Below are 14034 nucleotides of genomic sequence, written 5' to 3' on the forward strand. Positions count from 1 at the left end.
TTTGAAATATGGCTGCGACTTTTAAATTCTCCATGTTAAAAAATTAAGGAAAAAATATGAACGTAAATTTGAAAGACAAAATTGAAGATATACTCCCTCTAACTCCTTTACAAAAAGGTTTACTATTTCATTCTCTTTATGAACTGGAATCTGGTGTTTATTTTCAGCAGTTAAATTGCCGCTTAGAAGGTAATGTTTCTGTAGACGCAGTCAATCAGGCATGGCAAACTTTGATTAACCGCCATCAGATTTTAAGAACTGCGTTCATTACCAAAGGGCAAAAAGAGCCAATACAAGTAGTTTTTAAGGAACTGGCTTTTCAGATAGAGCAACAAGACTGGAGCGGTTTAAGCCAAACAGATTTAAATAAGCGCTTAGACGATTTTTTAACAGCAGATCGCCATCGTGGGTTTATACTTGATCAACCGCCATTGATGCGAGTTACTTTGATTCGTCTGAGCCAAACATCTTGGCATTTAATCTGGAGTCACCATCATTTGCTCCTTGATGGATGGTCGCAAACCCCATTGATGCAAGAGTTTTTCTATTTGCATCAAGCTGCACAACAAGGAAAAGAAATTTCGTTACCACCAGTTCGCCCTTACAAGGATTTTCTAGCCTGGTTAAAACAAAAAAATCCCGACGATGCAGAAACTTTCTGGCGCAACTATATGAAGGGATTTAGCAGTCATACCCCTTTAGTGATGATGCCAGCCAGACAACGAACCACTTCTAGGGGTAAAGTAGAACTGAGATTAAAATTAGATCGTGCTGAAACTGCTTCAATTGAAAAATTAGCTCGCTATTGTCAAGTCACTCTAAACACCGTCATTCAAGGGACTTGGGCTATTTTACTGAACCGTTACAGTCGCAGCGAGGATATTGTCTTTGGGATTACGGTAGCAGGAAGACCAACAGAACTCAAGGGGATAGAAAGAACCGTTGGACCATTTATTAATACTTTGCCATTAAGAGTTTTAGTCTCTGGAGCAGAGAGACTGGATCTCTGGTTGCAAAAGCTGCAACAACAGCAAGTGGAAATGCGTCAATATGAACACTCCAGTCTCTCAAATATTCAAGGATGGAGCGACGTACCTCGCGGACAATCACTGTTTGAAAGTCTGTTAGCTTTTGAAAATTTTCCTTTTGATAAATCTTTAAAAGCAGAAAATTTCGGTTTGGATGTCACAGAAATATCTTTTTGGGAAACTACCCATTATCCTCTTACTGTAGCAGTAGTTCCAGAAGAGGAACTGTTATTTAAATTAACTTACAGTTCGGAAATTTTCGATCACGTAGGGATGGAACTACTCCTACAACACTGGAAGAATCTTTTAATTAATGCTGCAAATAATTATGATGCTTTTTTAAGTTCTTTGTCCCTTTTTGCTTCGAGAGAACTTCCTGCTGCAATTGAACCCCAGACACAAATTAGAAGTGACGGAACAACTCTAGCCAGTCGTTTTGCTGCTAGTGCTAGCAAATATAGTAACCGAGTTGCCCTTGCTTGGGGAGAAGGTAATCTTACTTATGAAGAAATAGACCTACTTTCTAACCAAATGGCTCGGTTTTTACAAGAACAAGGTATAGAACCGGAAAAACCAGTAGTTCTGTTTTTAGAACGTTCTTGGGAACTTATTGTGGCTATGCTTGGAGTAGTGAAAGCAGGAGGAGTTTATGTTCCTGTAGATCCTGCTTATCCCGTACAAAGAATAAAATTTATCGTTTCTGATTGCCAAACAGAACTAATTCTCACTTCTACTGCTCTTGTTTCTTTACTACCAAAATCCGTACCAGCAATTTGTCTCGATCAAGAAAATGCTCCTTACAAACAAGTCAGTAGCAAACCAGTAATAGCACCAACTCTACAACCAGAGAACGGTGCTTATATCATGTATACCTCTGGCTCCACAGGACAACCCAAAGGAGTAGTGGTCACACACAATAATGTTACCCGTTTGTTTAGCAGCACAGAACATTGGTTTGAATTCAATTGCCAAGATGTCTGGACATTTTTCCATTCTTGTGGATTTGACATTTCTGCGTGGGAAATTTGGGGAGCATTCCTTTATGGAGGGCGCTTAGAGATTGTACCTTATCAGGTTAGCCGCGACCCAAAACGCTTTTTAGAACTCATCCGCGATCGCCAAGTTACCGTACTCAATCAAACTCCATCAGCATTTCTACAATTATTACTAGCCGAAGAGCAGCTACCAACTTTACAGCCTACTACATTACGTCTGATCATCTTGGCTGGTGAAGCACTAAATTTATCTAGTCTCCAACCCTGGTTTGATCGCCACGGTGAGGAGACAACCCGTATCGTTAATATGTACGGTATAACTGAAACCACCGTATACGTGACTTATCGCCCAATTAGCCGTCAAGATGTAGAAAATATCTCAGCTAGCGTTATCGGTGAGCCAATTCCTGATCTTTCTGTTTATGTCGTTGATGCTAATGGTCATCTTCTACCTCCAGGTGTAACTGGAGAAATCTATGTCGGAGGTGCTGGAGTAGCGCGCTGCTATCTCAACCGACCCGAAGAAAATGCTTTACGTTTTATGGTTGATCGTTTCTCTGGAGATGATAACAGGCGTTTGTATCGTACTGGAGATTTAGCTCGGTTTCTTCCTGATGGCGATCTAGAGTATTTGGGTAGGATCGATCAACAAGTTAAAATTCGCGGTTTTCGCATCGAAATTGGTGAAATTGAAGCAGCGATCGCTAAGGTTTCTGAGGTAAAAGAAAACATCGTTGTGCTTCGTGAGGATGCAAATCACGAAAAACATTTAATAGCTTATTTAGTTTGCTCGGTTGACCGTAAACCCACAATTGAAAGTTTACGTACTCATCTCCAGCAATATATACCAGATTATGCAATTCCCTCTCATTTTGTCTATTTAGACCAATTACCCCTTACAGTCAACGGCAAAGCTGATCGTCGAGCATTACCAGATCCTGAGATCGATAGATCCCATCTCAACACAAATTTTGTTGCTCCAGTTACAAAACAAGAAGAAATACTAGCTCAAATCTGGCAAAAAGTTTTGGGAGTAGACAAAGTAGGAAGATTTGATAATTACTTTGTTATAGGAGGAGATTCGATCCGCAGCATTCGAGTTTGTTCTCTAGCAGAAGCAGAAGGATTAAAGGTAGAAATTTCACAAATCTTTTCTTTTCCCGTACTAGCTGATTTAGCCGCAGCAATTACCCCAGATACAGAAAAAGCTAGTATCAATAAGCTAGAACAACCTTTTGCCTTAATTTCTTCCGAAGACAGAGCCAAACTTGAAAAAATGGGTGGTGTAGTAGATGCCTATCCTTTAACACAATTGCAAATGGGTATGCTTTTTCATAGCCATTACACTGCTAAATCAACCGCCTACAACGACGTTTTTAGTTTTCGGGTTCGTAGTCATTTTAACTTCGAACTATGGCAGCAGGCTTACGCTCAAGTGTTGGCAAAACATCCAGTGCTACGGACAGCTTTTTACTTAGGAGAATTCAGCGAGCCATTACAAATAATTTTTGATAATGTTTCAGCGAAAAGTCAATTTACAGATTTAACAGATAAGAGCGAATTAGAACGGGAAAATTATTTTAAATCCTTTCTTACTAAAGGATTTAAAACTCAATTCGATTGGCAAAAAGCTCCATTAATGCGATGTCATATCCACTTGCTTGATCACGATCTTGTGGAAGCAAGTTTTGCCGTTCACCACGGTATTCTTGACGGCTGGAGTTTAGCTAATTTCATTACTGAACTGACTAGTTTATATTTTCATCTCCTAGAGGGTAAAGCAACTATAACATTACCTTTAGAGCCAAAAATATCCTACGCTCAATTTGTTGCGTTAGAACGAGAAGCTATTAAAGATAGAAAGCAAAGAGAATTTTGGCAAGAACAACTGACAGGGATTCCTTTTACCAGGTTACCTCGTATTCCTGGAATAAAGAAACCTGGGCTCGGTAAAATAAATGTTACATTAAACGAAGAAATTGCTCAGAATTTGAGATTGCTAGCTCGTGAGTTAGGAATTCCAATTAAAACTATTTTGTTGGCAGTTCATTTGCGACTTCTTGCTTTTTGTGCAGGAGAAAATGAAGTCGTTACAGGATTGGTCACTAACGGTAGACCAGAAGTTGAAGGTGGCGATCGCATTTTAGGATTGTTCGTTAATACTATTCCTTTTCGTCTCGAACTTCCCAAAGGTTCTTGGCTTGACTTAATTCGTGCTACCTGGAATTATGAACAAAACTTAATGCCTTATCGGCGCTTTCCTTTAGCAGAAATACAAAGAATTTATCAAAATCAACCCATTTATGAAACTTCTTTTAACTTCGTCCACTTTCACGTTTATCAAAAACTGCTGAATTCCTCAGAGATCGAGATAGTTGGGTCAGAATCTCTTAAGGAAACTAATATTCCTTTAAACGTTACTTGGAATGAAGACGTTAGCACTAAAGAGTTGCATTTTAATATAACTTACGACAGCAATGAATTTGGCAAACATCAAGTAGAGGCAATGGTCGATTACGTCTTGAAAGTGTGTGCTGTGTTAGCTGACGATCCTAAGGCGAACTATAGCAATGCTATAAAAAATCTAGTTCTTCCAGAAAATAACCAGTTGGAATTGAACCCTTCACCTACCGTATGGGTTCATGAAATCTTCACCCAAGTTGCAGCCACAAACCCAGATTTACCAGCAGTCTCTTATCAGGGTGAAATTTGGACGAATAAGCAACTAAACCAAAAAGCCAATCAATTGGCAGGATTTTTGCGCGATCGCGGTATAGGAAGCGAGTGTAATGTAGGGATTTGTCTGGAACGATCTCTAGAAATGGTTTGGGCTATTTTGGCGGTTGTAAAAGCGGGTGGTTGTTACGTACCACTCGATCCTGATTATCCTGATGATCGCATTCAGTCCATAATCGCAGATGCTCAAATTAAAATTATTCTCACAACATCCAATCTAGCCGTGGATTACGGGGATAATTCCAAGGATCAAGTTATATTTTTAGACAATTCTCAGGACGAAATTGCCAGCCACTCAGCAGAAAACTTAGACATACCCATCCGGGGAGAAAATACAGCTTATCTCATCTTTACGTCTGGTTCAACAGGAAGAGCCAAAGGTATTGCTATTACTCATCATGCTTTAGCTAAGCATATGGAATGGTTTGTACAAGCTTTTGCTGTTAATAAAACAGATGTAATTTTGCAAAAAACACCATTTGGTTTTGATGCTTCTGTTTGGGAATTTTGGGCTGCTTTAATGACTGGAGCTAAATTAGTGATGGCTAAACCTGGAGGTCATCAAGAAAGCAACTATCTAGTCGAGACAATAAAAGCTGAAAAAGTAACTTTATTACAAGTAGTTCCTACTTTACTGGAAATTCTACTGCAAGAGCCTGGTTTTGCTCAATGTTCCAGTCTGAGATTAGTATTTAGTGGTGGGGAAGTTCTCAAGCAAAGAGTATGGAACAAGTTCCGCACAAATCTACCTGTTCCTTTAGTCAATCTTTACGGACCAGCAGAAACAACTATTGACGTTGCTTATCACTTCTGTCAAGAGCAAGAATCTACTGATACTATAGCGATTGGCAAGTCAGTACCTAATACTCGCTTATACGTCTTAGATACCAACCTGGAACCCGTGATGATTGGAACTCCTGGTGAGCTTTTTGTTGCTGGAGAGCAATTAGCTCGCGGTTATTGGGATGCTCCCCAACTGAGTGCAGCAAGTTTTTTACCAGATCCATTTTCAGATCAACCAGGAAGTCGGATGTATCGTACTGGAGATAGCGCCAGATATTTGCCTGATGGTACGCTCGAATTTCTTGGTCGTTTGGATCGACAAATGAAGATTAGGGGGATTCGCATCGAACCAGGGGAGATTATAGCAGCGATAGAGGCTCAATCTTGGATCGTACGTGCAGCAGTTAAGGGTGTAATTTTAGAAGAAGGAATAAATCAGTTAGTGGCTTACGTGGAGCTAAACCAAGCTCCTGAAGATTGGCAAATAAGATTGCGTAGTTCACTCAAGCAAGTTCTTCCCGATTTTATGATGCCATCGCTGTTCGTACCTTTACAGAATTGGCCTTTACTTGTCAACGGTAAAATTGATTTAAATGCTTTACCCCTACCACAACTAGAAAACACCGCGCTACAAAGACAATACGTTGCACCCCAAAACGAAACCCAAAGAATTTTGGCTGAAATTTGGGAACGAGTGCTAAGAATATCACCAATCGGTATTGAGGACGATTTCTTTGAACTAGGGGGAGATTCCCTCTTGGCTATGCAAATTGTTGCTAAAGCTCGTGTAATTGGTATTTATTTTACACCAAGTGATTTATTCAACTATTCTCGAATAGTTGAACTAACTGCCCAAATTGGGCGCGCGAAAACTGTAGCCGATACACAAACAATTTCTGTTACTGGGGAGATTCCTCTGACACCGATCCAAGAATGGTTCTTTAAACAACCCCTAATTCGTCCCGAACATTGGAATCAAGCAGTTTTACTCAATTTAAAGCCTCAATTCCCTGTTGAGCAATTAGAAAAGACGTTGCTGCAAATTGCCAAGAAACACCCAGCTTTTAGTTTACGATTCTCCAGAACTGCCAACGGATGGAAACAGGAATTAGTCCCAGAATCGAATTTGTTGGGTTTCGATAAGATCGATCTTAGAACACTTCCAGATGCAGAAATCCCCACACAAATTACCACAATCGCTAACCAGTTTCAAGCTCAACTTGATTTAGAACGTGGTCTTTTATTTAGAGCAGTTTATTTCCAGACAAAAGTACAAGATAAACTACTGCTGATTATTCATCATTTAATTGTAGATGGAGTCTCTTGGCGGGTTATTTTACAAGACCTAGCTATGGATGTGATGCCTAGACAATTTGCAGGGTTCGATCAGTGGGCTTTGCAACTTGAGCGTTTGAGTCAGAATTACCAAAATCGGGAAAATTTGCATTTCTGGCAGCAACAAAAAGTAGAAAATTTCTCTTTACCTCTCGATTTTCCTGACGCCATATCAGGAAATAAAGAATCTTCATCTGCTGAAGTTGAATGTAATTTTAGTCAAGACGAAACTGCTAGTTTACTTTACGAACTACCTCGTACCTCTGAAGCGAAAATTCAGGAAGTTTTGTTAACAGCATTGCTAAGAGCAGTAACTGATTGGACTAATCGCTCAGAAGTAGCGATCGCACTAGAAAGTCACGGACGAGATAGTGATTTCAGCAATCTTGAAGTGTTTGACGCTGTAGGATGGTTTACTAGTCTTTTCCCCTTGCGATTAGAAAAAAGTAGCGATGACCATCTAGCTAACCTAGCAGCTATCAAAGAGCAGTTTCAGAAACTACCTCACAAAGGATTAGATTACGGAATACTGAGCCGCCAACCGGAAGTAGCTCCCACTTTACCTGCAATTCCTCAAGGTATCATCTTTAATTATTTAGGACAATTCGACGATAATTTTCCCGCAACTGCACCATTCTCTCCTGCTGACGAAGATACCGGATTCTCTCGCAATCAAGATGAAATACGCCCGTTTCAATTGGAAATTATTGGTTTAATTGTTAACGAACAATTACAAATTCGCTTCGTCTACAGCAAGAATTTACATCTTCAAGCAACTATTGAGAAGTTAGCAAATAACTTTTATCAACACACTCTCGCGCTGTTAACAGCAAGCCGTTCACAAGAAGATGTTTCTAATCGAACAGAAACAGAAGATATTTATCCGCTGACACCGGTACAAGAAGGAATATTATTTCATAGCAATTACGAATCTTCACAAGGGCTTTATTTGCAGCAGTTGATTGGTGATATTGAGGGAATTCTAGATATCGCAGCTTTTCAAAAAGCTTGGCAGTGCTGCGTTGAGCGTCACCCCAGCCTGCGTGCTGCATTTATTTGGCAAGATTTAGAGCAACCTCAGCAGCAAATCCAGCGACAAGTCACTTTGCCTTTTATATCCTATGACTGGTCTAACGAAGACGAGATCGAGAAGAAATGGGCTAAATTGCTAGAAACAGATCGCCAAGAGGGGTTTGCTCTCGACACAGCACCGTTAATGCGGTTTTTGCTAGTGAAACTTGAACAGAGAAAATGGCGATTTTTATGGACTCACCATCATTTACTTTTAGATGGCTGGTCTTTACCAATTGTTTTTCGGGACGCGATCGCGTTTTACCAAGTAGAAACCACAGGAATACCCCATCAACTCCCTGAACCACCTTTGTATCGCAAATTTATCCATTGGTTGCAGCAGCAAAAATCCGCGTTGGCTGAGTCTTTCTGGAAATCGGCTATGAGGGGTTTGTTAGGAGCAACCCGTTTAGGATTAAAAGCTGCTTCAACAGAACACCAAACCTACTCTCAAACATTATCTCAACAAACTTATACCCAACTCAAAACTGCTGCTCGTAAGTATCGAGTTACACTGAATGTCCTTGTGCAAGCAGCTTGGAGTATTCTTTTAAGCAAATACAGCAGTTCTAACGATGTGGTTTATGGTATTACAGTTTCTGGGCGACCTCCAGAATTAGCAAATTCTGAAGAGATGGTCGGTCTATTTATTAATACCTTACCCTTGCGAGTGCATTTAAATAATGCTGAACCTGTTGTAGATTGGTTACCAACAATTCGCGATCGCCAGTTGGAAATTAATCAATATTCCTATAGCCGTTTGGTAGATATTCAAGGCTGGAGTGAAATTCCTCGTGGACAACCTTTGTTTGAGTCGATCCTCATTTATGAGAACTATCCAATAGCAGATAGTTTGGGAGAAAATACTGGTGATTTGGCGATAGCTTCAGTTCGCTCTTTAGAGAAAAACAATTATCCCGTTACTGTTTATGTTTTACCTGGACGAGAAATCACCATTGAAATTGCCTTTCAACAAGGAGTAGGAAGCTCAGAGCAACGACAACAACTGCTCACCCATCTTATCACAATTCTCGAAAAACTAGCCGATCCAGAATTGGAATTTATCGGAGAAATAGGACTATCAAGAATTCAACCAGCCGAGTCTAAAAGAGACGTACCATTTACTGATAAAGCGTCCGAAACTTTTTCGCTTAATAGCCCAATACCCAATCCCCAGTCCCCAATACCCAATCCCACTGTTAACGAACTGTTTAGTCGCCAAGTCTTATTAACTCCAGATGCTCCAGCAGTGTTCTCAGGAGCAAACTGGTTAACTTACGCTGAACTGGAACACCAATCTGACCAGATTGCGCATCAGCTTCTTGTTTTGGGAGTAAAACCAGAAACTCCAGTAGCTGTATGCTTGGAGCGTCATCCAAAAATCGTTGTCGCTCTTTTAGGTATTCTTAAAGCTGGAGCTGCGTTTGTCCCTCTCGATCCTGAATTCCCGCGCGATCGCTTAGATTACATCCTCTCAGATAGTGGTGCAGCAGTTATCGTTACCGAAACAAGCATTGCTCTTGAAATTCCTGAATCTTCAGCACGGGTGCTTTTAATCGACTCAGACAACTTAACAGTTACAGACACAAAACCCACACTACCAGAAATTTCCGAGAGCGATCGCCTTGCGTATATCATTTATACTTCTGGTTCTACAGGACGACCAAAGGGAGTAGAAATCTCTCATAATTGTTTGGTTAATTTCCTCCTTAGTTTCCAAAAGCAACCCGGAATTACCTCCACAGATACTTTAGTCGCAGTGACTACTTTATCCTTCGATATTTCTCTGCTAGAGCTGTTTTTACCTTTAATATCTGGAGCGCGTCTAGTGATAGCTGATCCAGAAACCACCAGAGATGGAGGGAAATTGGCTCAATTACTGAAATCTTCCGAAGCGACAGTAATGCAAGCAACTCCAGCCACATGGAGGCTGCTTTTAACTGCTAATTGGCAACCTCAGCTTCCCTTCAAAGCTTTTTGTGGTGGAGAAGCTATGTCTGTAGAACTAGCAACATCTTTACTTAAACAAGGGGTAGAGTTATGGAATGTTTATGGTCCGACTGAAACAACCATTTGGTCTGCTATTAACCCAGTAAAACAGGTAGAAGACTCTGTTTCAATTGGTCAGGGTATTACCAAGACTTCTCTGTATATTCTTGATTCTGCTGGTCATCCTGTTCCAGAAGGGGTTGTAGGGGAGTTATTTATTAGCGGAGCTGGACTTGCAAGAGGTTATCGTAACAGAGCGGATCTGACAGCAGAAAAGTTTGTTCCCAACCCTTTTGGAAGCAACCCAGGAGAACGAATGTATCAAACTGGGGATCTGGGAAGGTTTCTAAGCGATGGAACAATAGAGTTTTTGGGGAGATCTGATTTTCAAGTCAAAGTTCGCGGTTTTCGGATCGAACTTGGAGAAATTGAAACAGTTTTAGAAACTCATCCAGCTATTTCGCAAGCGATCGTATCTGCAGTAGAGGATCGGGGGGGAGATAAGCAGCTAGTAGCTTATTTGGTAGCTACATTGTTAAGGGAACAACCAAGTCCTGAGGATCTGCGATCGTACTTGTCAACAAAATTGCCTGCTTATATGCTTCCATCGTCTTGGATCTTCCTTGAGCAGATACCTTTAACTCTCAATCAGAAAGTTGATCGTCGTGCTTTACCTCTACCTTCTATCCCAGATACAACTGCTAATTACGTCGCGCCTAGAAATGCTATAGAAGAAGCACTGGTCTTGATTTGGCAAGAAATTCTCCAAGTTGAAAAAGTAGGAGTTAAAGATAATTTCTTTGAACTGGGGGGACATTCTCTAATAGCATCTCAAATTTACGCTCGGATTGAGAAAATTTTCGCGATTAATCTTTCTTTAAGAGAGCTATTTGAGTCTCAAACAATTGAAAAAATAACAGAGATTTTTGTAAGCAGAGAAAGAACATCTGGACAGAGTGAAAAAATAGCTAAGGTATTTTTACGAATGAAAAAAATGACTCCGGAAGAAAAAGCTGAACTCTTCCAAAACAAGAACCGTAAAAATCACTAAGGCACATGTAAATTCACCAAAAAGGTACAAATAATGTCTAAAATTAGTATTGTCACCCCTTGCTACAATACAGAGAAGTATATTGCAAAAGCAATTGATAGTGTAATTGCTTCAACTTTTACCGACTGGGATTATGTAATTGTAGATGACGGCAGCACGGATAAATCATTAGAAATTATTTTAAATTATGTGAAAGAAGACCCGCGTTTACAATTAATTAAGCAACGAAATTTTGGTGTTTGTAATGCACGTAATAACGGCGCTAAAATCTGTTCTTCTGAGTCAGAGTATTTGATGTTCTTGGATGCAGATGACTGTATTGAACCAGAAATGTTAGAGATCATGGTTAAATACCTTGATCAATATCCTAACGTTGGTTTACTTCACAGCGATACATTGTTTATTGATAGCGAAGATAATATTTTAAATTTTTCTCGTGTCCCCAGATTTTTTCTATCTCCAGATGGAAAATTTGAAGAAGTTCCTGATGATGTGCCACAAACACCTTTTTTGTCGATTGCTACCGGAATATGTAGGGAAGCTGGAACTGTTTTACGTAAGTCTATTTATATGAAAACATCTGGATGGCCTGAGTTTTTGGGACAAGGGTATGAAGGAATAGATTTATTTATTCAGATGGCATTACTAAGTGATGTTCATTATATATCCAAGAAGCTGTATAAATATCGCCAGCATGAGTCGCAGTCTCATAAATCACGAGACAACATGTTTAAACTTATCGACAAGTGGAAACAAGCAAAAGGATTAACATCAGAGCAACAAGAGAAAGTAAATCAAGTGATAGATTATTTACCCGCTTACGAAGAATTTATGATTGATTACGAGCAATTAATGCTAAGTATTTAATTAAAAAAAGATTTCCAAAATACCTTCGCAAATATACACAACCATGAACAAGATTCCCAAAATAATTCATCAAATCTATTTTCCAGGAGAAGCTGCTCTTCCAGAAAATTATTCTCGTTATCGGCAAACTGTTTTAGATCTTCATCCTGATTGGGAGTATTATTTTTGGGATGAGCAGAAATGCCGTAAATTTTTGGAAGATAATTATCCTTGGTTTTTGGAAGTATATGATTCTTATCCATCAAAGTTCATTCAACGTTGTGATTCTATACGCTATTTTCTTCTGTATCACTATGGAGGATTTTATATAGATCTCGACATAGAGTTTCTCAAACCTCTAGATGATTTACTAGAAGATTATGAGCTAATTCTTTCAAAGATTGTGGGCTTTAGTAATGCAATTATGGGTAGTGTTCCAAAACACCCTCTTTGGCCGAAAGTTTTTGAGGAATTAGATAAGCGTAAGTTAGGAATACGTCGAAAATTTGATCCATTATTCTTGTTTAGAAACATCCAAGAATATTCTGTGTGCTATAGCACAGGGCCTTTATTATTAGACGATTGTGTAATTGCGGAAAAATATCACGAAAAAAGTACAGTTCGTGTTTGTCCTGGATATATTTTTGAACCAGATGCACCTATGGAATTTAATGGAAAAATTATCAAATGGCAAGACAAGTCAGTATCGTATTCTATTCATCATATGACTAATGGCTGGCTTTCCAGACACAGTAAATTAGTTAGTGCTTTTTTTGGATTTTTTATCGAAACTTATTGGGCATTAGGTGGTTTTTTGCCATTACCAAAAAGCAGATTGTCAAAAATTAATATATCTCAAAAATCAAGGGTTAAAACAAGCACACAAGAAAAAAAGGAAATTTATTCATGAGTCGCGTTGTATTTATTAATGTTTCGGCAGCAGGACATGTTATTCCTACCTTTGGATTAGTTAAAGAATTACTGCATCAAGGAGAAGAAGTAATTTACTATGAAATTTCCAAATTTCAATCAGAAATAGAAGCTTTTGGGGCAGCTTTTCGTGCTTATCCAGAAATTCCAGACGATACATTCCCCTCATTAGATGATAATGATTTTACTGTAGTACCAGTTTTAACTTGGACTGCTAGACAAATGCTACCTTGGTTACTCGAATCACTCCGAATAGATAAACCAGACTATATCATTCATGATTCTTTATGCTTGTGGGGAAAAATAGCCGCACAGTTGCTCAATATTCCAGCAGTTAATTCTATTGCTACTGCTGCATTCAATCATCGGAGTTTATATGAATGCTCTATCATCGCTCCACAGTTACCTGTATGGCTCTCAGAAGAGTCGCTGAATGTGAAATCGTTTTTTCACTACGAGCGAGAATTACGAGAAACCTATAATATCCCGCATTTCGATTTCATCGATGTATTTACTAACGTAGAACCTCTTAACATTTGTTATTTACCACGAGAACTCCAGCCTTATGTGGAAAAGTTTGATCACACTTTTCACTTTGTAGGTCCATGCGATCCAGTGCGGACTATGGAATTTGATTTCCCCATGGAACAATTATGGGCAGAAAAACTGATCTTAATTTCTTTTGGCAACATTCACGATCCAGGTTATGAATTTTACCAAAACTGCATTGAGGCATTTAAAGAGCTTGATGTTCAAGTTCTGATGGTAATCTCTAGCTTTACAGAAATTGAGCAACTAGGGAATATACCCTCAAACTTTATAGTTCGACGGACAGGTACTGTACCCCAACTAAAAATTTTAGAACGTACAAGCCTTTTCATCATGCACGGAGCGGGAGGTGGTACCCGTGAAGCAGTTTGGTACTCAGTACCAATGATCGCAGTCCCTCAAACTTATGAGCAATATATTATATCTCTTCAAATTGAAGCACAAGGAGCAGGAATTTGTCTTAAACCTGAAGTAGTTAATGCTGAACTCTTACAAAAAACTTCCCTCAAAATTTTAAACGATAGTTCTTTCCAAGCTAACAGTGCGCGTCTTGGAGATGCTTGTCGTACTGCTGGTGGAACAGATCGAGCAGTACGTGAAATTTTCCAATATTTGGGCAAGTCAGATCCAGTTTTAGGATGAAAAGGAGACAGAAGTCAGGAGTCAGGAGTTAGAACATTTTAACCTCTATATTTCGCACTTGAAGAAAGGACAAATATTG

The 14034-nt window shown here is 39.4% G+C and carries 4 protein-coding genes; all 4 read left to right on the top strand.

Annotated elements, in window-relative coordinates; genetic code table 11:
- Nucleotides 1-56: 56 nt before the first annotated feature.
- The 4 genes from G4P69_RS08125 to G4P69_RS08140 are packed head-to-tail and all read left to right on the top strand — an operon-like array spanning nt 57 to nt 13955.
- Entirely contained in the window at nt 57-10988 is a 10932-nt protein-coding gene (locus G4P69_RS08125; protein WP_208340926.1) for a non-ribosomal peptide synthetase, read from the top strand.
- Between the two features lie 33 nt (nt 10989-11021).
- Complete coding sequence (locus tag G4P69_RS08130) at nt 11022-11855, top strand: glycosyltransferase family 2 protein (RefSeq protein WP_208340924.1); 834 nt, start codon at nt 11022-11024, stop codon at nt 11853-11855.
- Between the two features lie 43 nt (nt 11856-11898).
- Entirely contained in the window at nt 11899-12744 is an 846-nt protein-coding gene (locus G4P69_RS08135) for a glycosyltransferase family 32 protein (RefSeq protein ID WP_208340922.1), read from the top strand.
- Nucleotides 12741-13955 (top strand): macrolide family glycosyltransferase, encoded by a 1215-nt coding sequence (locus tag G4P69_RS08140; protein ID WP_208340920.1) that lies wholly within the window; start codon nt 12741-12743, stop codon nt 13953-13955. The genes G4P69_RS08135 and G4P69_RS08140 overlap by 4 nt, the downstream gene beginning before the upstream one ends.
- The last annotated feature ends 79 nt before the right edge of the window (nt 13956-14034 follow it).

Source organism: Aetokthonos hydrillicola CCALA 1050 (assembly GCF_017591665.1).
Taxonomy (GTDB): Bacteria; Cyanobacteriota; Cyanobacteriia; order Cyanobacteriales; family Nostocaceae; genus Aetokthonos; species Aetokthonos hydrillicola.

Bases quoted from the DNA above. Each gene is read 5' to 3' on its own strand.
- G4P69_RS08125 (WP_208340926.1), top strand. From the start codon at position 57: ATGAACGTAAATTTGAAAGACAAAATTGAAGATATACTCCCTCTAACT.
- G4P69_RS08130 (WP_208340924.1), top strand. From the start codon at position 11,022: ATGTCTAAAATTAGTATTGTCACCCCTTGCTACAATACAGAGAAGTAT.
- G4P69_RS08135 (WP_208340922.1), top strand. From the start codon at position 11,899: ATGAACAAGATTCCCAAAATAATTCATCAAATCTATTTTCCAGGAGAA.
- G4P69_RS08140 (WP_208340920.1), top strand. From the start codon at position 12,741: ATGAGTCGCGTTGTATTTATTAATGTTTCGGCAGCAGGACATGTTATT.